We start from the raw sequence: 20696 nt of genomic DNA, 5'->3' as shown, positions 1-20696 counted from the left end.
CGGTGCGCCGCCGGCCGGACTCAGCGGCGGCTGCCGCGCCACCCGTGCACGGGCAACCCGAACTTCGCCACCAGCCGGTCGGTGAACGGGCGGTCGCGCAACCGGACGACCCGCACCGGCAGCGCCCCCCGCCGCACCGTGACCCGCGCGCCCGGCGGCAGGTCGTAGACCCGCCGGCCGTCGCAGGAGAGCACCGCCAGGGTGGTGAACGGGTCGACGGTGATCACGAAGGTGGAGGTGGGTGCGGTCACCAACGGCCGGCTGAACAACGCGTGCGCGCTGATCGGCACCAGCAGCAGCGCCTCCACCTCCGGCCAGACCACCGGCCCACCGCCGGAGAACGCGTACGCGGTGGAACCGGTGGGTGTCGCGCAGACCACCCCGTCGCAGCCGTACCGGGACAACGGGCGGCCGTCGACGTCGACGAGGAGCTCCAGCATCTGGGCCCGCTCGCCCTTCTCCACACTGATCTCGTTGAGCGCCCACGACTCGATTGTCGGTCCGCCGTCGAACTCGGCGGTGATGTCGAGGGTGAGCCGCTCGTCCACCGTGTAGTTGCGCCCGACCACGTCCCGTACCGCGACGTCCAGGTCGTCGATCTCCGCCTCGGCCAGGAAGCCGACCTTGCCCAGGTTGATGCCGAGCAACGGAACCTTTGCCGGCCGGGCCAGCTCGGCGGCGCGCAGGAAGGTGCCGTCCCCGCCGAGCGCGAACACGATCTCGGCGCCCTCGGCGGCCTCCGGCCCGGCCACCGGCACCACACCGGGCAGGTCCAGGTCGTCGGCCTCCTCGGCCACCACCCGCACCTCGAAGCCGGCCGAGATCAGGTCCGCCGCCACCGCCCGGGCGTGCTCGGTGCTGCGGCGACGACCGGTGTGGGTCACCAGCAGCGCGGTACGGACCTCGGGCGTCGGCGGGTTCACCCTGCCACCTCCTCGGCAGTCGGGTCCGGCAACGCGCCGGAACGGACCGGACCCGCCGGACCGGCGGCCACCACGGAACGTACCCGTGCCGGATCGGCCGGTGGCGCGTCCCGGCGTAACCATACGAAGAACTCGACGTTGCCGCTGGGGCCCGGTAGCGGGCTCGCCGCCACACCGGCCAGCCCCAGGCCCAGGCCGGCCGCCGCGGCGGCCACGTCGAGCACCGCCTCGGCGCGCAGCTGCGGATCACGGACCACCCCACCCGCGCCGACCCGCTCCTTGCCCACCTCGAACTGGGGTTTCACCATCAGGGCCAGGTCACCGTCGGGCCGGCTGCACCCGGCCAGGGCCGGCAGCACCAGCCGCAGCGAGATGAACGACAGGTCCGCCACGGTGAGGTCGACCGGGCCACCGATCAGCTCCGGGGCCAGGCTCCGGACGTTTGTCCGCTCGTGTACGCGTACCCGGTCGTCGGTCCGCAACGACCAGGCCAACTGGCCGTAACCCACGTCGACCGCGACCACCTCGGCCGCACCGGCACGCAGCAGCACGTCGGTGAAGCCGCCGGTCGACGCCCCGGCGTCCAGGCAACGCCGACCGGACACCCGCAGCCCCTCGAAGGCGGCGAGCGCGCCGGCGAGCTTGTGACCGCCCCGGGAGACGTACTCGGAACCCGGGTCCGCGCCGGTGACCAGCACCGCGTCGGCGGGATCGACAAGGGCGGCGGCCTTGCGGGCCACCACCCCGCGCACCTGGACCCGGCCGGCCACCACCAGTTCGGTGGCCTGTTCCCGGGACCGGGCCAGACCTCGGCGGACAAGTTCGGCGTCCAGCCGGTTACGACGTGCCACGGTTGTCGGGCCTCCTCAGGCCTGGTCGATGCTGGCGAGGGTCTCCCGCAGCGTCTGGTACGCCGCCTCGTACTGGGCTATCTGGTCCGCCGGGGAGAGTTCGGCGGCGTTCGCCATCGCCCGGACCGCGGCGTCCACCGCCGGGTGCCGGACCTCGTCGCTCCCGTCCACCTCGGCCGGACCGGCCGGGTGGCCACCGGGAGCGCTCGGCGGGCCGGGACGTGGCCCCGACGCGCCCTCTCCCACGCCACCGCCGCGGGGCGGACCAGGGACCGGCCCGGGGCGACCGGCAGGGCCCGGTCCGGGGCGGGGGCCCGGCGGGGGGCCGGGGCGCGGGCCGCTCACCGCCGGCTCCGACGGGGATCCGTGGTCGTCATGCCGCACCGCCGGGCGGCGGGGTACGGCCCGGCGTCGGCCGGGCCGGCCCGGTCACGTCGTCGGGGTGCGGCACCGGTGTCGACGCCGCCGGGTCCTTCCTGACCACGGCCTTCGTCGTCGCCTTCCGGGCCACGGCCTTCTTCGCCACCGTCTTCTTCGCCACCGTCTTCTTCGCCACCGTCTTCTTCGCCACGGCGCGGTTCGTCATCGGCGGGCCGGCCGGTGCCGCGGCCATCGCGCGGATCGCCGCACCACCGTCGGCAGCCGGCTCAGCGGACGCGGAGGCAGCCGATGCCGACGTTGCGGGCAGGGGCGATCCGGCCCGGGCCTGGCGAAGCTGCTGCTCCAACTCGTGCACCCGGCGGGTCAACTCGGCGACCTCGTCGGCGGTGGCCAACCCGACCGCGCCCAGCGCCCGGTCCACCTCGAACCGGACCAGTTTGGTCAGCGCCTCCCGGTTGGCCATCCCGGTGGAGACCAGTTCCTCGGCGAGTACCTGCAGCTGACCGGCGGTCGCCCCACCCGAGCCGACCACCCGCCGTACGACGTCCTGGGCCCTCTTCCGCGGCGCCTCCGTCAGGCCCATGGCCAACTCGAGGTAGGCGCGCCACGCGTCCTGCATGCCTGAGTCCTTCCGCGGGGGTGGGTGTGCAGGTGCCACGCTACCGGGCACCGGTTGACCTCCCGTGCGGTACGGTGCCGGGAAACGGCGTGGCGTGCGGTGAGGAGACGATGGTGGCCAGCGTGGACGAGTGCCGGCAGGCGTTGCAGGAGTTGTCCGCCCGGTTGGCGAGCAATGCCGCCAGCGTGCGGGAACGGGTCGACCTGGACCGGACGTTGGCGTGCCGGGTCACCGATCTCGGTACCGCCTTCCACGGCCGGCTCACCGGCGGCCAGCTGGTCGACCTGGCCGACGGCGACGACCCGAAGGCGAAGATCGCCCTGAACGCCACCAGCGACGACCTGGTGGCACTGGTGCGTGGTCAGCTCGACATCGCGAAGGCGCTGGCCGCGCGTCGGATCTCCATCAAGGCCAACCCGTTCGACCTGATGAAGCTCCGCAAGCTGCTCTGAAGCGGGGACCGGCCGCGCCGGACGAACAAGCGGCGGCGGCCACCGGGAGGATCGCCCTTCCGGTGGCCGCCGCCGACACGTCCCTTGTCGGGACCGGACCCGACCCGACGCTCAGACGGACAGGCCCAGGGCCCGTAGTGCCGCCTCCGCCTCCGCCGAGCCGGCCCGGACCCGGGGCGCGGTCGGAGTGGACCCGGCCGCCTCCGGCCCGCGGGACCAGGCCGCCGCGCAGAGTGCCGGCACGGCATCCAGCGGACGTCCCGAACCGGTCAGTTCCAGCACACCGTCGGCGACCGACACCGTCCAACCGCTACCCACCGACGGGGCGTCCGCCGACCGGTCACCGGCGGGCCCGCCGCCGACCCGGACCACGGCCGCCGGGTCGGAGAGCCCGGCCAGGTCGAAGCAGACGTACGTGGGACGACGCTGCGGCCCGGCCGTGAGCAGCTCCGGCACGTCACTGACACCGGTCAGCACGAGCAGACTGTCCAGTCCGGCTCGCACGGCGCCCTCGATGTCGGTGTCCAACCGGTCACCGACGACCAGCGTACGACCGCCGTCGGCGCGCCGGGCGGCGGTGGCGAACAGCGCCGGTTCCGGCTTGCCCACCACCACGTCGGGCTCCCGATCCAACGCGGTACGCAGGACAGCCACCAGTGAACCGTTGCCGGGCAACGGTCCACGACCGCTGGGCAGGGTCCGGTCGGTGTTGGTGGCGATCCAGAGCGCACCGGCACGGACCGCGATCGACGCCTCGGCGAGGTCGGCCCAGCCCACCAGCGGCCCGTACCCCTGCACCACCGCCACCGGCGACTCGTCGGCGGTGGTGACCGGCCTGAGCCCGACCGCGCTGACCTCGGCGCGCAACGCCTCGGCCCCGACGACCAGCACGGCGGAACCGGCGGGCAGCCGGTCCCGAAGCAGCTCGGCGGCCGCGCCGGCGGAGGTGAGCACCTCCTCCGGCCGGGCCGGTACGCCCATCCCGGTCAGCAGCTGCGCCACGTCCGAGGAACGCCGCGAGGCGTTGTTCGTCACGTAGGCCACCGACCGGCCCCCGGCGTGCAGGCGACCGATCGCCTCCACCGCGCCGGGAATCGGCCGGTCGATGAGGTAGACGACCCCGTCCAGGTCGAAGGCGACCAGTTGGTACCCGTCCACCAGCGGGCCGGTGGGGGCCGCGTTCACCGCTGGTCCGCCGACGAACCAGCAGCCCCGTCCCGCCGCACCGGCTCGGCACCGTCCCGCTCCGAGGCGTCGGCCCCGGTGGTGCGGTCGGCCCCGGTGGCACCGTCGACACCCGTGTCCTCGGCCGCCGAGTCCGCCACTGCCGCCGAGTCCGCCACGGCGGCCGCGTCCGCCTCAGCCGCGTCCTCAAGCCCGAGGTCCGCGTCAGCCGCGCCGTCGTCGACCGTACGGTCCTCGGCCACGGCCGGCACACCGCCCGGGGCACCCGGACCGGTAGCCACGTCCTGCTCGACTGCGGCTTCCTCCTCCTCGTCACCCTCGATCACCACGCCGTCGAGTTCGAGCAGCCGTTCCGCAGCGTCGGTCTCCCCGTCGAGGTCCGCGTCGGCCGCCCGCGAGAACCACTCCCGGGCCTCTTCCCGACGGTCCACGGCAAGCAGCGCGTCGGCGTAGGCGTACCGCAGGCGGGCCGTCCACGCCTCGGTGGACTCACTGGTCAGCTCCCGGACCTGGAGCATCGCCACCGCCGCGTCCTTCTGGCCCAGGTCGCCCCGCGCCCCCGCAGCCACGATCAGCAGCTCGACGGCGACAGCCCGGTCGAGCGCGTCTCGGTCGGCACCACGGAACAGGTCGATGGCCCGTTCCGGCCGACCCAGCGCCCGCTCGCAGTCGGCGATCACCGCGAGGTGACTCTGCGACCCGGTCATCCGGTGGAACGTACGCAGATCGGCGATCGCCGTCTGCCACTCGCCAGCGTGGTACGCGGCCAACCCGACCGCCTCCCGGACCGCGGAGATCCGCGCGGCCAGCCGGCGTGCGGCAACCGCGTGGGCCAACGCCTCGGCCGGATCCTCGTCGATCAGCTGCCCGGTCGCGACCAGGTGCCGCGCCACGGTCTCCGCCACCGGCTTGGCCAGCGAGAGCAACTCGGCCCGGACCGCGGTGTCGAGGTCGCTCGCCACGATGTCGTCCGGCAGCGCCGGGGACTGCACCCGGTCGGCCTGGTCGTCCCGTCGGTTGTCCCGACGGTCCGGGTAGGTCGCCGCCCCGCCCTCGCGGCGCCGGTCGTCGGACGTCGGTCGCTCGTCCCGGCGCGGCCGATAGCCGCCCCGGTCGTCGGACGCCCGGTCGAACCGGGGCCGCTCCTGGTCACCCCGGTAACCACCGCCGCGCCGCTCGCCACCATCGCGCCGCGGCCCGGAGTGCCCGGCGTCGCGGCGCTCACCACCACGGGCACCGCCGTCCCGGTCGTCCCGTCGGAAACCGCCCTCACGCCGTTCCCCACCACGGAAACCACCGTCCCGGTCGCCCCCACGGAAGCCGCCCTCGCGGCGGTCACCACCACGGAAACCACCCTCGCGGCGGTCACCACCACGGGCACCGCCGTCCCGGTCCCCACCACGGAAACCACCGTCGCGGTCGCCCCCACGGAAGCCGCCCTCGCGGCGGTCGCCGCCCCGGGAGCCACCGTCGCGGTCGTCCCGACGCTGGTCGGGACGGAAACCGCTGTCCCGGCGGTCCCCGCCGCGGAAGCCGCCCTCACGCCGCTCGCCCCGGGGGCCTTCGTCGCGCCGGTCGGCACCACGGGCACCGCCGTCCCGGTCGTCCCGCCGGAAACCGCCCTCACGCCGGTCACCACCACGGAAACCACCGTCGCGGTCCCGACCACGGAAACCACCGTCCCGGTCACCGCCCCGGAAACCGCCCTCACGCCGGTCACCGCCCCGGAAACCAGCATCGCGGTCCGCACCGCGGAAACCACCTTCACGGCGGTCACCGCCCTCACGGCGGTCACCGCCACGGAAACCGCCATCGCGGTCCGCGCTACGGAAACCACCCTCACGGCGGTCACCGCCACGGAAACCACCCTCACGGCGGTCACCTCCGGCGCCAGCGTCACGACGTGGGCCACCTCGGTAGCCACCCTCGCGGTCGCCGCCGGTACGGCGGTCGCCATCCCGGAAGCCGCGTTGCTCGGCAGGCCGGTAGCCGCCAGCGGACGACCGGTCGCCGCCCCGGGAGGCGGAGCCCTCACGCCGCTCGTCGCGGAACCCACCGCCACGTCGATCGTCCCGGAAGCCTCCTTCACGGCGGTCCCCGCTGCGGAAACCGCCATCGCGGTCACCGCTACCACGCTCCGCGCCGCGGTATCCACCGTCCCGGGCGGAGCCGGCGTCACGCCGGAACCCGCCCTCGCGGGACCCCCCACGCGGGCTGTCCGGGCGGCCGGCCCGGAAACCACCGTCCCGGGAGGGACCGCTGTCCCGACGGAAGCTGCTCTGGCCGCGATCGTCGCTGCGGTATCCACCGTCACCTCGACCCGCGTGTCCACTGCGGTCGTCGCGGCCACCCCGGTACGGGGGGCGGTCGTCGCGCCGGGCTCCGTCGGTTCGGTGCGGGCGATCGGTGCGGTCTTCGTGACGTCGGGGACGATCTCCGCCCTGCGGTCCTGAACTCACAGGTAATTCCTTCCTCATTGCGCCACAACGGCGCCACGCAGTCGAGGGCCGACCCATATGGGGCGGCCCTCGACTGTAAGAATGTCCGGCGGTGTCCTACTCTCCCACACCCTCCCGAGTGCAGTACCATCGGCGCTGGAAGGCTTAGCTTCCGGGTTCGGAATGTAACCGGGCGTTTCCCTTCCGCCATGACCGCCGTAACCCTATCGACATATCAAACAACACCCACACACGGTGATGTCGTTCGTTTGTCAAGAGTTGCACAGTGGACGCGTAGCAGCTTCGTAGTCAAGTCCTCGGCCTATTAGTACCGGTCAACTCAACCCGTTACCGAGCTTACATTTCCGGCCTATCAACCCAGTCGTCTAGCTGGGGGCCTTACTCCACCAAAGGTGGATGGGATACCTCATCTTGAAGCGAGCTTCCCGCTTAGATGCTTTCAGCGGTTATCCCTTCCGAACGTAGCTAACCAGCCGTGCCCCTGGCGGGACAACTGGCACACCAGAGGTTCGTCCGTCCCGGTCCTCTCGTACTAGGGACAGCCCTTCTCAAGTATCCTACGCGCACGGCGGATAGGGACCGAACTGTCTCACGACGTTCTAAACCCAGCTCGCGTACCGCTTTAATGGGCGAACAGCCCAACCCTTGGGACCTGCTACAGCCCCAGGATGCGACGAGCCGACATCGAGGTGCCAAACCATCCCGTCGATATGGACTCTTGGGGAAGATCAGCCTGTTATCCCCGGGGTACCTTTTATCCGTTGAGCGACACCGCTTCCACACGCAAGTGCCGGATCACTAGTCCCGACTTTCGTCCCTGCTCGACCTGTCAGTCTCACAGTCAAGCTCCCTTGTGCACTTGCACTCAACACCTGATTGCCAACCAGGCTGAGGGAACCTTTGGGCGCCTCCGTTACCCTTTAGGAGGCAACCGCCCCAGTTAAACTACCCACCAGACACTGTCCCTGAACCGGATCACGGCCCGAAGTTAGATACCCAAATCAACCAGAGTGGTATTTCAAGATTGCCTCCACCCATACTGGCGTATGGACTTCACCGGCTCCCACCTATCCTACACAAGCTAATTCGGATACCAATGTCAAGCTATAGTAAAGGTCCCGGGGTCTTTCCGTCCTGCCGCGCGTAACGAGCATCTTTACTCGTAATGCAATTTCGCCGGGCCTGTGGTTGAGACAGTGGGGAAGTCGTTACGCCATTCGTGCAGGTCGGAACTTACCCGACAAGGAATTTCGCTACCTTAGGATGGTTATAGTTACCACCGCCGTTTACTGGCGCTTAAGTTCTCCGCTTCGCCCCGAAGAGCTAACAGGTCCCCTTAACGTTCCAGCACCGGGCAGGCGTCAGTCCATATACATCGAATTACTTCTTCGCATGGACCTGTGTTTTTAGTAAACAGTCGCTTCCCCCTGCTCTCTGCGGCCATACAACGCTCCACCCGCGCGGGGCTTCACGTCTCCGGCCCCCCTTCTCCCTAAGTTACGGGGGCAATTTGCCGAGTTCCTTAACCACAGTTCGCCCGATCGCCTCGGTATTCTCTACCTGACCACCTGTGTCGGTTTGGGGTACGGGCCGCTAAGAACTCGCTAGAGGCTTTTCTCGGCAGCATAGGATCACTGACTTCACCTGAATCGGCTCGGCATCACGTCTCAGCCTCATGCGCCACGGATTTGCCTATGGCACGGCCTACACGCTTACCCCGGCACAACCACCGGCCGGGATCAGCTACCTTCCTGCGTCACCCCATCGCTTGACTACTACCCGCCAGGTTCCCACGCTCCCCACCATCAACCCGAAGGCCTCAAGCAGTTCGGATGGTTAGCACAACGAAGTTCATCAGGGACGCTCTTTCGCGGGTACGGGAATATCAACCCGTTGTCCATCGACTACGCCTCTCGGCCTCGCCTTAGGTCCCGACTCACCCAGGGCGGATTAGCCTGGCCCTGGAACCCTTGGTCATCCGGCGGAAGGGTTTCTCACCCTTCTTTCGCTACTCATGCCTGCATTCTCACTCGTGCCGCGTCCACAACTCGATCACTCGGCTGCTTCACCCCCGGCACGACGCTCCCCTACCCATCCACACACCTGCACCCCCACCAAAAGGCGGAGACGAAGTAAAAATGTGAATGCCACAGCTTCGGCGGTGTACTTGAGCCCCGCTACATTGTCGGCGCGGAACCACTTGACCAGTGAGCTATTACGCACTCTTTAAAGGGTGGCTGCTTCTAAGCCAACCTCCTGGTTGTCTATGCGATCCCACATCCTTTTCCACTTAGCACACGCTTAGGGGCCTTAGCTGGTGATCTGGGCTGTTTCCCTCTCGACTACGAAGCTTATCCCCCGCAGTCTCACTGCCGCGCTCTCACTTACCGGCATTCGGAGTTTGGCTGATTTCGGTAAGCTTGTGGGCCCCCTAGACCATCCAGTGCTCTACCTCCGGCAAGAAACACACGACGCTGCACCTAAATGCATTTCGGGGAGAACCAGCTATCACGGAGTTTGATTGGCCTTTCACCCCTAACCACAGGTCATCCCCCAACTTTTCAACGTTGGTGGGTTCGGCCCTCCACGTAGTCTTACCCACGCTTCAGCCTGCCCATGGCTAGATCACTCCGCTTCGGGTCTAGAGCATGCGACTCAAACGCCCTATTCAGACTCGCTTTCGCTACGGCTCCCCCACACGGGTTAACCTCGCCACATGCCACTAACTCGCAGGCTCATTCTTCAAAAGGCACGCCGTCACCCCTAAAGGCTCCGACGGATTGTAGGCGAACGGTTTCAGGTACTATTTCACTCCCCTCCCGGGGTACTTTTCACCATTCCCTCACGGTACTCGTCCGCTATCGGTCACCAGGAAGTATTTAGGCTTACCAGGTGGTCCTGGCAGATTCACGGCAGATTTCAGGAGTCCGCCGCTACTCGGGAACACCCACAGAAGACCAGCCACTTTCACCTACCGGACTCTCACCGACTACGGTCAGCCTTCCCAGACTGTTCAGCTAGCAACTGGCTTTATCACTCCTCACACGAGTGTCAGCTCGTGTAGCAGGGTCCCACAACCCCGACCACGCAACCCCTGACAGGTATCACACGCAACCGGTTTAGCCTCAATCCGCTTTCGCTCGCCACTACTCACGGAATCACTAAATTGTTTTCTCTTCCTACGGGTACTGAGATGTTTCACTTCCCCGCGTTCCCCCCACACACCCTATGTATTCAGATGCGGGTGACATCACATGACTGATGCCAGGTTTCCCCATTCGGACACCCTGGGATCACAGCTTGGTTGACAGCTCCCCCAGGCCTATCGCGGCCTCCCACGTCCTTCATCGGCTCCTGGTGCCAAGGCATCCACCGTTCGCCCTTGACAACTTGACCACAAAGATGCTCGCGTCCACTGTGCAATTCTCAACAAACGACCAACCCACAACCCACCAACCCCACACCAGCAACCCACCAGGATCCGGTATGCGAGGCCAGGCCATGCCTGGCAACCTCATCACAAGGCTCTGAAAAAACAACCATGGTTGTTCCTTCAGGACCCAACAGGGTGCTCTCCGCCTTCCCCCAGCCGCACCAGGATCACCGTTCCCACCACTCCGAAGAGCAGCTGTACTAGACGACCCCGACCGTTGCCAGGAGAAAACTCACCAGTGTCTCCGCCATTCGAGCACCCCACCACCACATTCGGGCAGTGCGGGCTCCTTACCGACTTTCGTCGGAAGGTGCTCCTTAGAAAGGAGGTGATCCAGCCGCACCTTCCGGTACGGCTACCTTGTTACGACTTCGTCCCAATCGCCAGCCCCACCTTCGACGGCTCCCTCCACAAGGGTTGGGCCACCGGCTTCGGGTGTTGCCGACTTTCGTGACGTGACGGGCGGTGTGTACAAGGCCCGGGAACGTATTCACCGCAGCGTTGCTGATCTGCGATTACTAGCGACTCCGACTTCACGGGGTCGAGTTGCAGACCCCGATCCGAACTGAGACCGGCTTTTTGGGATTCGCTCCACCTCACGGTATCGCAGCCCATTGTACCGGCCATTGTAGCATGCGTGAAGCCCTGGACATAAGGGGCATGATGACTTGACGTCATCCCCACCTTCCTCCGAGTTGACCCCGGCAGTCTTCGATGAGTCCCCGCCATAACGCGCTGGCAACATCGAACGAGGGTTGCGCTCGTTGCGGGACTTAACCCAACATCTCACGACACGAGCTGACGACAGCCATGCACCACCTGTGACCGCCCCCGAAGGACCCCCCATCTCTGGAGGTTTTGCGGCCATGTCAAACCCAGGTAAGGTTCTTCGCGTTGCATCGAATTAATCCGCATGCTCCGCCGCTTGTGCGGGCCCCCGTCAATTCCTTTGAGTTTTAGCCTTGCGGCCGTACTCCCCAGGCGGGGCGCTTAATGCGTTAGCTGCGGCACAGAGAACCGGAGAGGCCCCCCACACCTAGCGCCCAACGTTTACAGCGTGGACTACCAGGGTATCTAATCCTGTTCGCTCCCCACGCTTTCGCTCCTCAGCGTCAGTATCGGCCCAGAGACCCGCCTTCGCCACCGGTGTTCCTCCTGATATCTGCGCATTTCACCGCTACACCAGGAATTCCAGTCTCCCCTACCGAACTCTAGCCTGCCCGTATCGACTGCAAGCCCGCAGTTGAGCTGCGGGTTTTCACAGTCGACGCGACAAGCCGCCTACGAGCTCTTTACGCCCAATAAATCCGGACAACGCTCGCACCCTACGTCTTACCGCGGCTGCTGGCACGTAGTTGGCCGGTGCTTCTTCTGCAGGTACCGTCACTTGCGCTTCGTCCCTGCTGAAAGAGGTTTACAACCCGAAGGCCGTCATCCCTCACGCGGCGTCGCTGCATCAGGCTTCCGCCCATTGTGCAATATTCCCCACTGCTGCCTCCCGTAGGAGTCTGGGCCGTGTCTCAGTCCCAGTGTGGCCGGTCGCCCTCTCAGGCCGGCTACCCGTCGTCGCCTTGGTAGGCCATCACCCCACCAACAAGCTGATAGGCCGCGAGCCCATCCCAAGCCGAAAAACTTTCCACCACCAACCATGCGATCAGCAGTAATATTCGGTATTAGCCCCGGTTTCCCGGGGTTATCCCAAAGCCTGGGGCAGGTTGCTCACGTGTTACTCACCCGTTCGCCGCTCGAGTACCCCGAAGGGCCTTTCCGCTCGACTTGCATGTGTTAAGCACGCCGCCAGCGTTCGTCCTGAGCCAGGATCAAACTCTCCAACAAAAACTTGTCGAAAAATCAACCCCGACAACAAACAACATGTTGCCAAAGGAATCCGAAACCAACCGATCGAAACCGGCCAGCCCGGGGTATAAAACAATTGGCACTGGCTTATCAAGCACCCTGTTGAGTTCTCAAAGAACAACCACACACCAACCAGAAACCCGGTCTCACCGAGCCCCACCTGGGGTATTTCGTTCGCTCGCCCCCGCCGCTCTCGCGCCGGGCACTTTTACTACGTTACCCGCTGATTTCCGCCGTGTCAAACCGGTGTTTCCTGGTCTGTCACACTTTCAATCTTTTCGGGCACCACGATCAGGCCGACTTGCGCCGGATAGATCTCCCGTGGCTTTGGCAGGCCGGCCGCTACGGTTACCCGCTGCTCGCCCGTTTCCCTGCCGACGGGCCACTCTACCCGGTCGGCTGCGCTCCGCCAAATCGACCCCGTGGTCGACCTCAGAGCACCGCCCGGACCAGGACTGACGAGTCGCTCGTCGACCTGGAAGTGGCCACCCCGCTCCGGCCTTGCAGGGCGTTTGCCCTGTTTCGTCCGTTCCGCGCTGGCAGAGAGAAAGTTACGCGCCCGATGGTTTGATCGTCAAATCGGCCGAGCGCGTCGCACGTCACACCGGTGGTGGGCTGCCGCCGCACCACCGGCCGCCGCACCACCGGCCGTGGCGCCGAACGACCCGGAGCGCGCCCGGGCGACCAGCGGCGCAACCGCCGGCCGTCGGTGGGAACCGCGGGTCAGCTCCGCAGCTCGACGCCGGCGAACGACCGCTTCCCCCGGCGCAGGACCAGGTATCGCCCGTGCAGCAGGTCGGCGGGAGTGACGGCCGCGTCAACCGCGTCGACCCGGTTGTTGTTGACGTACGCGCCACCCTCGGCGATCACCCGACGTGCCTCCTTCATGCTCGGCACCAGCCCGGACTCCTTGAGCAACCCGGCGACATCGGGCAACGCCCCGTCGAGGCGCACCAGACCGGCCTCGGCCAACGCCGCCCGTAGGGTCTCGGGCGCCAGGTCGTCGAGGCTGCCCCGACCGAAGAGCGCCTGGCTGGCCGCCACCGCCTGGGCCGTCTCCCGCGCACCGTGCACCAGGGTGGTCAGCTCCTCGGCCAACGCACGCTGTGCCTGGCGGGCCGCCGGACGCTCCGCGGTCGCCTTCTCCAACTCCTCCAGCTCCGCCCGGGGCCGGAAGCTGAAGAACCGCAGGTACCGTGCCACGTCGCGGTCGTCGACATTGACCCAGAACTGGTAGAAGGCGTACGGGCTGGTCATCTCCGGGTCGAGCCAGACCGCGCCGCCCTCGGTCTTGCCGAACTTGGTGCCGTCGGCCCGGGTCACCAGGGGCGTGGTGAAGGCCTGCACCGGGCCGGCGCCGCGGCGGCGCACGTAGTCCACCCCGGCGGTGATGTTGCCCCACTGGTCGGAACCACCGAACTGGAGCTGGCAGCCGTGCCGACGGTGCAGCTCGAAGAAGTCGTTGGCCTGCAGCAGCTGGTAGCTGAACTCGGTGAAGCTGATGCCGCTCTCCAGTCGGGCCCGGACCACCTCCCGGGCCAGCATCTTGTTCACCGGGAAGTGCTTGCCGACGTCGCGGAGGAACTCGACCACCGACATCTCGCCGGTCCAGTCCAGGTTGTTGACCAGTTGCGCGGCGTTCTCCCCCTGGTACGACACGAACGGCGCGAGCTGCTCGCGGATCCGGTCGACCCAGCCCGCGACCACCTCGGGAGAGTTGAGGGTACGTTCGGCGCTCTCCTTCGGGTCGCCGATCTGTCCGGTGGCCCCGCCGACGAGCAGCAACGGCCGGTGCCCGGCGAGTTGGAGCCGACGGGCCGTGGCGACCTGCACGAGGTGCCCGACGTGCAGGCTGGCCGCGGTGGGGTCGAAGCCCACGTAGAAGGTGGCCCTCCCGCCGTCGAGCAGGTCGCGCAGCTCGTCGGGGCCGGTCGAGTCCTGGATCAGGCCCCGCCAGCGCAGGTCATCGGTCAGGGAGTCCCGCCCGGACGGCGGAAGGCTGCTGTCGGTCACGGGGACCGATTCTCCCCCATCGACCGGGACGGGCCATAGCGGGTTCGGCGGGATCGGGCCCGGCTACCCTGGCCGTCGCGTGCTCGGCCGGTGCGGTGACCGGGGAGGAGAACGACATGATCGGGGAGGAACCGGTGAAGATGCCGGAACTGACGGACGGCCTGGCCAGCCTGCTGGGCCTGGAGTTCCACGAGGTGGGCGCGGAGCGGGTGGTGATCCGCTGGCAGGTACGACCGCAGCTGCACCAACCGCACGGGATCCAGCACGGCGGCGTGTACTGCGCGGTGGTGGAGACGGCGGCCAGCGTGGGCGGGGCGCTCTGGTGGGGTGAGCGCGGGCGGGTGGTCGGGGTGTCCAACCAGACCGACTTCCTCCGGGCGGTGCGCGAGGGTGAGTTGACCGCGGTGGGCACTCCGGTGCACCGGGGCCGTAGTCAGCAGCTGTGGCAGGTGGAGATCACCGACGGCGAGGCACGACTGGTCGCCCGGGGCCAGGTCAGGCTGCAGAACCTCTCCCCGGCCTGACCCCACCGCCGCGCCGTGGCTGACCGAACGGACGGTTGATCGCCGCTCTGCCCGCGATGGCGGCTTTCGTCCGGTTATCGTCGCGGCGATGACCAGGCCCGATCCGCCGCCGAGGTGAGGAGACTCCTCGCCACCACCCTCGGTGTCCTCTCCGCGGTCGGCGGCTTCGTCGACATCGGCGACCTGGTCGCGGCGAGCCAGGCGGGGGCCCGCTTCGGGATGGGACACGCCTGGGTGCTGCTGGTCGGCGTGATCGGCATCTGCGCGTACGCCGAGATGGCCGGACGGATCGCGGCGGTCAGCGGCCGGGCGGTCTTCGACCTGGTCCGGGAACGGCTCGGGCCACGCGTGGCGCTGCTCAACCTGGTGGCGTCGTACCTGGTCACGGTGTTGACGTTGGCCGCCGAACTCGGCGGGGTGGCGTTGGTGCTGCAGCTGGCCTCGGGCCTGCCGTACCTGCTCTGGGTGCCGGTGGCCGCGCTGGCGGTGTGGTTGGTGCTGTGGCGGATGCGGTTCGAGCTGATGGAGCGGGTCTTCGGCCTGGCCGGATTGGCCCTGGTGGTGTTCGCGGTGGCGCTGACCCGGCTGCCCACCGACTGGGCCGCGTTGGGTCGGCAGGCACTGGTGCCCGAGGTCGCCGGGCAGGGCTGGGGTGCCTACTGGTTCATCGCGGTGGCCCTGTTCGCCTCGACCGTCAGCCCGTACGAGGTGTTCTTCTTCTCCTCCGGTGGGGTCGAGGAGAACTGGAGCGTGCGTGACCTGGCCGACGCCCGGTTCAGTGCGCTGGTCGGCTTCCCGGTGGGCGCCTTCCTCGCCCTGTCGCTGATCGCCACCGCCGCGGTGCTGTACCACCCCGGCCGGACCCCGCTGACCGGGCTGGACCAGGTGGCGCAGCCGGTGGTCGTCGCCTTCGGGGTGGTCGGCCTGGCCGGGGCGGTGCTGGCGTTCTTCGCGGTCACCTTCGGTGCCGCGTTGGAGACCGGGCTCTCCGCGGCGTACGCGGCGGCGCAGTACTTCGGCTGGCAGTGGGGCAAGCAGGTCAGCCCGCACCAGGCGGCCCGGTTCCACAGCGTGCTGCTGGTGAGCGTGCTGCTCGGGGTGCTGGTGCTGATGACCACGATCGACCCGATCACGCTTACCGAGTACATGCTGATCATCAGCGCGGTGGCGCTGCCGATGACGTACCTGCCGATCCTGATCGTCGCCAACGACCGGACGTACCTGGGTGAGCGGGTGAACGGTCGGTGGACGAACCTGCTCGGCGCGGTGGTGATGGTGGTGATCGTGGCGGCGTCGATCGCCGCCATCCCGCTGGCCGTCGGCACGAGGATGGGACAGTGAGGTGAGGGTGCAGCTCGGCCGGCAGTTGCTGGACCGGCAGATCGTGGACGTCGACGGGTTGCTCGTCGGGAAGGTCGACGACGTGGAGTTCGCCGTGGACACCGACGGGGTGCCGTACGTGGGGGCGTTGCTCACCGGACAGGGGGCGCTCGGGCAGCGGATCGGCGGGCGGACGGGCCGGCTCCTGGTCGCGGTGACCAACCGGTTCGTCGACGATCCGCCGGTGGTGCCGTTGCGGATCCCGTACCCGCTGGTCGCGCGGGTGGACAGCGCGGTGCGGCTGCGGGTGCCGGCGGACCGGCTGCCCGCCGCACCGGTGGAGACGTGGCTGCGCCGGCACCTGATCGACCGGATCCCGGGAGCGCACCGTGCGGGCGGGTGAGCTGCTCGGCCGGACCGCGTACGCCCCGGACGGGCGGCGGCTCGGTCGGGTGGTGGACGTGGTGGTACGCGCCGACGGCACGCGGGGCCGGCTGCGGCTGACCGACCTGATCGTGGCCGGACACTGGTACGGGCGGGTGGCGGGCCGGCTGGTCGGCGCCGAGCACCATCCGTCCGGCCCGTGGCTGATCCGGATGACGGCCCGCCTGATCAACCGCAGCACCCACCAGTACCCGGTGGAGCGGGTGCGGTTCGATCCGCCGCTGCCCTGGTTCCCCACCGGACCGCCGGCCGACGCCGGCCACCCCTGACCGCTGGCCATCGACCGGCCGGTCGGTCGTGCCGCCGCCGGGTACCACCCGTCGGCGCGGCGTGCCGGACCGGTCAGCCGCAGGCGGTGTCTGGGGCCGGCCGCGACGGGGAGTCCCCGGCCGGCCCGGTGGACACCAGCCGGTCCGGACCGTCGGTGTCGCGAGCCGCGGTCGGGCGCTGCGGGGTGTCGGCGGAATCCGAGGTGGCGGTGTTGCCCGGGTCGTCGGACTCGATGCCAGCAGAACCGGCGGCGGCAGAGCCGGTGCCGCCGTCGGAACCGGCGGCATCAGCATCGGCGGCATCGGAATCGGCGGCATCAGCATCGGCGGCGTCGGAGCCGGGGCGGACGGCCGTCTGGCGGGCCCGGACCTCGGTGATCGCGTGGTGGTCGATGTCGGCGACGGTCAGCTCCCAGCCGTCGATCGTGACGTTCTCGCCCGGCGCGGTGGGGATGTGCCCCAGGCAGTTCAGCAGCAGCCCGGCGATGGTGGTGTAGTCACCCTCCGGGCGGCCGGGCAGCTCGATGCGCACGTCGCGCAGGTCGTGCACCGGGAAGGTGCCGGGCAGCACCAGGGTGCCGTCGGGCTCGGTCCGGACGCTGTGCACGTCCCGGTCGGTCTCGTCGTAGATCTCACCGACGATCTCCTCCAGGATGTCCTCCAGGGTGACGATGCCCTCGACCGCGCCACGCTCGTCCACCACCAGCGCCATGTGCTGCCGCTCCGCCTTGAACTGGCGCAGCGCGTCGACCACCGGCACCGAGTCGGGCAGCAGCATCGGCGGTCGGGTCCGTTCGTCGATCGGCCGGTCGTCCGGCAGGCCCACCAGGTCCCGCAGGTGGATCACCCCGACCGTGTCGTCCAGACCGCCGTGGCGCACCACCGGCGCCCGGGAGTGGCCGGAGGCGGCCAGCACCAACCGCGCCGCCTCCGCCGTGGTGCCGCTGTCCAGGCAGAAGACCTGCAACCGGGGTACGAGCACCGCACGCAACCGCCGGTCGGCGATCTCCACCGCGCCGGCGATGATCGTCTGCTGCTCCTTGGTGAAGCCGTGGTTGCCCGAGACGATGTCCCGCAGTTCGTCCGGGCTGATCTCCTCACGCTGGGAGTCGGGGTTGAGGCCGAACAGGCGTACCACCAGGTCGGTGGTGGCCCCGAGCGCCCAGACCGCCGGCCGGGTGAGGCTGGCCAGCAGGTCCAGCGGGCGGGCGATCAGCAGGGCCCACCGCTCGGGCATCTGCAGGGCGATCCGCTTGGGGGCCAGCTCATCGAAGACCAGGGTGACGAAGGTGAGCGCCAGGGTCACCAACACGATGGCGGCCGGCTCGGCCGCGCCGCCGAGGAAGCCCAGCAGCGGCACCAACGGTCGGGCCAGGGAGACCGCCGCGGCGGCGGAGGCCAGGAAGCCGGCGAGGGTGATGCCGATCTGGATGGTGGCCAGGAACCGGTTGGGGTCCTTGGCCAGCTTGGCCAGCACCCGTCCGGACCGGCTGGCCCGTTCCAGCCGTTGGATCTGGCTCTCCCGCAGGGAGACCAGCGCCATCTCGCTACCCGCGAAGATCGCGTTGATGACGACCAGGACCCCGACCAGGGCCAACTGGGTCCAGATGCTCTGCACTCCGGGGCTCCCTCACCGTAGCGGCGCCGGCCGACGGACCGGCATCGCCGCCCGGAGATCCCGCAGCGGCGTAGGGCAGTCTTTTGCCCAACTCGACGGTCGGTGAATCCTCGGTACTCACGCCTGGGGTCGACGGCTCCCACGCCCCGGGCCGACGTGCTCAGGCCGGGTCGCTCACCGCGGTCGCCGTCAGGTCGAGCACCCACCGGTCGGCGACGGGCCGGAAGCCCAGCCGGCCGTAGTAGGGGGCGACCATGCCGGGTGGGCTCACCACCCGACGGAATCCCCGGTCGGTGAAGAGGCTGCTGCGCCGGTACACGAACTCACCGGGGGTGAGGTCCCGGTACCGCTCGATGACGTAGTCGAGGTCGATCTGGGCCACGTCGTCCGGCTCGGCGTGGGCCAGCACCACCCCGACCACCTCCTCGGCGCGGACCACCAGGAAGGCCGAGCGTCGCGGTACGTCCGGCGTCCAGCGGAAGTCGGGGTTGAAGCGGGCGATGTCGGTGGCGTGTACCCGCAGGGTGTGTGCCAGGAAGGCGTCGTCCACCCCGACCTCGACGACCTGGTACGTCGCCTCGTCGTGCCGGGTGGCGAGCATGCCGCGCAGGTACCACAGGTTGATCACGGCGAGTACCACGTTGAGGCCGACCATCGGCCACACCGCCAGGGCGGCGTTGTAGCCGATCAGCACCAGACAGCCGACCAGGTTGAGCGCGCGCAGCCGGACGATCCGCGCCTGCACCAGGGACCAGACCAGCAGCGCGGACCCGGCCCAACCGACGACGTCCAACCAGCTCACCCCGCGAGGGTAGTCGGCCCGCGGGCCCGTCCCGGCCGGCTCGGGTCAGTCGGTGAGTTCCAGCACGTACTCCGGCACGTCGGCGCCCCGGGTCGTGGAGTACCCGTGGTCGGTGCCGCGGATCACGAAGCCGCACTTGCGCAGCACCGCCAGCGAGCCCCGGTTGTCCTGGGCGGCGCGGGCGTGCACCGGCCGTCGGGGCAGCTCGCGCAGGAGTGCGGCCAGCGCGCCGGTGGCGTACCCCCGGCCCCAGTGCGGCCGGTCGATCCAGTAGCTGACCTCGGTCCGCTCGCCGACCGGGAAGGCCAGCACGTGCCCGACGACCCGGTCCGCGACGGTCACCGTACGCGCGACGATGGCCGGATCGGTGCGGATCCGGTGCCAGTGCGCGGCGAAGGCCCGCCGGTCGTGCGGGTCGTCGGCGGCGAAGGCCGCCATCTGGACCGCCGCCGGGTCCGACTGGTGCCGGAAGAACTCGGGCAGGTCGGTGTCACGGACCTCGCGCAGGCGCAACTCGGCGGTCACCGCACCGACGATACGCACCACCCGAACGCCGGCCGAACGCCGGCGTCGGCGCGGCATGCCGGCGGAGGGTACGGCGCACCGGACAATGGGGTCCACACCGATGACACTGGGGAGTGCTGATGGACCGACCTGTCGTGGTGGGCGTGGACGGCTCACCGGCCAGTCTGATCGCCGCCGAACAGGCGGCACAGGTCGCCGTACGGCGTTCCGTGCCGCTGCACCTGGTGCACGGCTACCTGCATCCGCTGGGGTACGGGGTGCCGTTGAACCCGTACGACCTGGGGGTGCCGGCACCGACCGAGCAGGCGCAGAAGATGCTGGAACAGACCGCGGCGGAGCTGCGCGACCGGTTCTCCGGTCTGTCGGCGCAGGTCCGTCAGGTGGCCGGCGGTCCGGGGGCGACCCTGGTCGAGGAGTCCCGCCGGGCCGGCCTGGTGGTGGTGGGCAGCCGCGGCCTGGGCGGCTTCACCGGGCTGCTGGTCGGCTCGGTCAGCCAGCAGGTGGCCGGACACGCGCACTGTCCGGTGCTGGTGGTCCGCCCGGCCGAGCAGCCGATCCCGGTGGCCGGGCCGGTGCTGGTGGGGTTGGACGGCTCGGACCCGGCGCTGGGCGCGGTCCGGGCCGCCGCCGACGAGGCCGCGCAGCGGGGCACCTCGCTGGTGCTGGTGCACGTCCGTGGCGACGACGAGGCCCGGGCGGTGCCCGACGAGGTGGCCGAGACCGAGGCGGCGGGGCGGGCCGAGTCCGACGAACTGCTCGCCGCGGCGGCCGTGGTCGTGCGGGCCGAGCACCCGGACCTCGTCGTCGAGCAGCGGCCGCTCCGCGCGGACAAGCCGGTGCCGGCGCTGGTGGCGGCCAGCGGTGACGCGACCCTGCTGGTGGTGGGTTCCCGGGGGCGGGGTGGCTTCACCGGTTTGCTGCTCGGCTCGGTCAGTCAGGCCCTCGTGCAGCACGCGCACTGCCCGGTGCTGGTGGTCCGCCCGTATTCGGCGGACTGACCGCCGGGCTCGGCGGGCCGGCG

The 20696-nt window shown here is 69.3% G+C and carries 16 protein-coding genes, 3 rRNA genes and 1 pseudogene; 7 read left to right on the top strand and 13 right to left on the bottom strand.

The window, feature by feature from the left end:
* Window positions 1–20: 20 nt before the first annotated feature.
* Genes ACN28G_RS08085 through ACN28G_RS08070 form a run of 4 tightly spaced genes read right to left on the bottom strand, consistent with a single transcriptional unit; the run spans window position 21 to window position 2774 of the window.
* Window positions 21–923, bottom strand: a complete 903-nt coding sequence (locus tag ACN28G_RS08085; RefSeq protein ID WP_091436725.1) for an NAD kinase — start codon at window positions 921–923, stop codon at window positions 21–23.
* Entirely contained in the window at window positions 920–1774 is an 855-nt protein-coding gene (locus ACN28G_RS08080; RefSeq protein WP_091436722.1) for a TlyA family RNA methyltransferase, read from the bottom strand. Before ACN28G_RS08080 ends, ACN28G_RS08085 begins: the two co-directional genes overlap by 4 nt.
* Window positions 1775–1789: 15 nt before the next feature.
* Complete coding sequence (locus ACN28G_RS08075) at window positions 1790–2119, bottom strand: hypothetical protein (RefSeq protein ID WP_421478807.1); 330 nt, start codon at window positions 2117–2119, stop codon at window positions 1790–1792.
* Window positions 2120–2147: 28 nt separating this feature from the next.
* Window positions 2148–2774, bottom strand: a complete 627-nt coding sequence (locus ACN28G_RS08070; RefSeq protein WP_421478806.1) for a hypothetical protein — start codon at window positions 2772–2774, stop codon at window positions 2148–2150.
* Window positions 2775–2887: 113 nt separating this feature from the next.
* On the opposite strand from ACN28G_RS08070, the gene ACN28G_RS08065 reads away from it, so the two are divergent.
* Window positions 2888–3226, top strand: a complete 339-nt coding sequence (locus ACN28G_RS08065) for an SCP2 sterol-binding domain-containing protein (protein WP_091446320.1) — start codon at window positions 2888–2890, stop codon at window positions 3224–3226.
* A 111-nt stretch (window positions 3227–3337) separates the two neighbouring features.
* Here ACN28G_RS08065 and ACN28G_RS08060 read toward each other — a convergent pair whose 3' ends face one another.
* On the bottom strand, window positions 3338–4411 hold the full coding sequence (locus ACN28G_RS08060; RefSeq protein WP_421478805.1) for an HAD-IIA family hydrolase: 1074 nt from the start codon (window positions 4409–4411) through the stop codon (window positions 3338–3340).
* Window positions 4408–5304, bottom strand: a complete 897-nt coding sequence (locus ACN28G_RS08055) for a tetratricopeptide repeat protein (protein WP_229688662.1) — start codon at window positions 5302–5304, stop codon at window positions 4408–4410. The genes ACN28G_RS08060 and ACN28G_RS08055 overlap by 4 nt, the downstream gene beginning before the upstream one ends.
* Window positions 5305–5613: 309 nt before the next feature.
* Here ACN28G_RS08055 and ACN28G_RS08050 point away from each other — a divergent pair, with 309 nt between their 5' ends.
* On the top strand, window positions 5614–6864 hold the full coding sequence (locus tag ACN28G_RS08050; RefSeq protein WP_421478804.1) for a hypothetical protein: 1251 nt from the start codon (window positions 5614–5616) through the stop codon (window positions 6862–6864).
* A gap of 89 nt (window positions 6865–6953) precedes the next feature.
* Here ACN28G_RS08050 and rrf read toward each other — a convergent pair.
* The 4 genes from rrf to tyrS all read right to left on the bottom strand — a co-directional run bounded on the left by rrf (window position 6954) and on the right by tyrS (window position 14173).
* Window positions 6954–7070 (bottom strand): 5S ribosomal RNA (rrf, locus tag ACN28G_RS08045).
* A gap of 84 nt (window positions 7071–7154) precedes the next feature.
* Window positions 7155–10266: ribosomal RNA gene (locus ACN28G_RS08040) — 23S ribosomal RNA — on the bottom strand.
* Window positions 10267–10624: 358 nt separating this feature from the next.
* Window positions 10625–12139, bottom strand: a 16S ribosomal RNA gene (locus ACN28G_RS08035).
* Together the 16S, 23S and 5S rRNA genes form the textbook arrangement of a ribosomal RNA operon.
* Window positions 12140–12883: 744 nt before the next feature.
* A complete protein-coding gene (tyrS, locus tag ACN28G_RS08030; RefSeq protein ID WP_091436708.1) occupies window positions 12884–14173 on the bottom strand; it encodes a tyrosine--tRNA ligase in 1290 nt (429 codons plus the stop codon).
* A 116-nt stretch (window positions 14174–14289) separates the two neighbouring features.
* Between tyrS and ACN28G_RS08025 the strand changes: the two genes are divergently transcribed.
* The 4 genes from ACN28G_RS08025 to ACN28G_RS08010 all read left to right on the top strand — a co-directional run bounded on the left by ACN28G_RS08025 (window position 14290) and on the right by ACN28G_RS08010 (window position 16730).
* The gene (locus tag ACN28G_RS08025) at window positions 14290–14697 is read left to right on the top strand and encodes a PaaI family thioesterase (RefSeq protein WP_091446318.1); all 408 of its coding nucleotides are present in this window, start codon (window positions 14290–14292) and stop codon (window positions 14695–14697) included.
* Between the two features lie 114 nt (window positions 14698–14811).
* Window positions 14812–16038 (top strand): NRAMP family divalent metal transporter, encoded by a 1227-nt coding sequence (locus ACN28G_RS08020; protein ID WP_091436705.1) that lies wholly within the window; start codon window positions 14812–14814, stop codon window positions 16036–16038.
* Between the two features lies 1 nt (window position 16039).
* A complete protein-coding gene (locus ACN28G_RS08015) occupies window positions 16040–16420 on the top strand; it encodes a hypothetical protein (protein WP_091436702.1) in 381 nt (126 codons plus the stop codon).
* Window positions 16407–16730 (top strand): hypothetical protein, encoded by a 324-nt coding sequence (locus ACN28G_RS08010; protein WP_091436700.1) that lies wholly within the window; start codon window positions 16407–16409, stop codon window positions 16728–16730. Before ACN28G_RS08015 ends, ACN28G_RS08010 begins: the two co-directional genes overlap by 14 nt.
* A gap of 271 nt (window positions 16731–17001) precedes the next feature.
* Here the strand turns inward: ACN28G_RS08010 and ACN28G_RS08005 are convergent.
* The 3 genes and pseudogenes from ACN28G_RS08005 to ACN28G_RS07995 all read right to left on the bottom strand — a co-directional run.
* A pseudogene (locus tag ACN28G_RS08005) lies at window positions 17002–18348 on the bottom strand (hemolysin family protein); the annotation flags it as partial.
* 160 nt (window positions 18349–18508) lie between these two features.
* Window positions 18509–19150 carry a hypothetical protein gene (locus ACN28G_RS08000; protein ID WP_091436697.1) on the bottom strand — a complete coding sequence of 214 codons (642 nt, stop codon included), beginning with the start codon at window positions 19148–19150 and terminating at the stop codon, window positions 18509–18511.
* Window positions 19151–19195: 45 nt separating this feature from the next.
* Window positions 19196–19675: a GNAT family N-acetyltransferase gene (locus tag ACN28G_RS07995; protein WP_091446315.1), complete on the bottom strand. Its 480-nt coding sequence runs from the start codon at window positions 19673–19675 to the stop codon at window positions 19196–19198.
* A gap of 113 nt (window positions 19676–19788) precedes the next feature.
* Here ACN28G_RS07995 and ACN28G_RS07990 point away from each other — a divergent pair, with 113 nt between their 5' ends.
* On the top strand, window positions 19789–20673 hold the full coding sequence (locus tag ACN28G_RS07990) for a universal stress protein (RefSeq protein WP_175440508.1): 885 nt from the start codon (window positions 19789–19791) through the stop codon (window positions 20671–20673).
* Window positions 20674–20696 lie beyond the last annotated feature (23 nt).

The sequence above is a fragment of the Micromonospora sp. WMMA1923 genome (assembly GCF_049179195.1).
Taxonomy (GTDB): domain Bacteria; phylum Actinomycetota; class Actinomycetes; order Mycobacteriales; family Micromonosporaceae; genus Micromonospora; species Micromonospora yangpuensis.
Note: the sequence above shows the minus strand (reverse complement) of the source record. Positions and strands in the feature narration are given on the sequence as shown.

Excerpts from the sequence above, each read along its gene's own strand:
- ACN28G_RS08025 (WP_091446318.1), top strand. The coding sequence starts at position 14,290 with ATGATCGGGGAGGAACCGGTGAAGATGCCGGAACTGACGGACGGCCTG.
- ACN28G_RS08070 (WP_421478806.1), bottom strand. The coding sequence starts at position 2,774 with ATGCAGGACGCGTGGCGCGCCTACCTCGAGTTGGCCATGGGCCTGACG.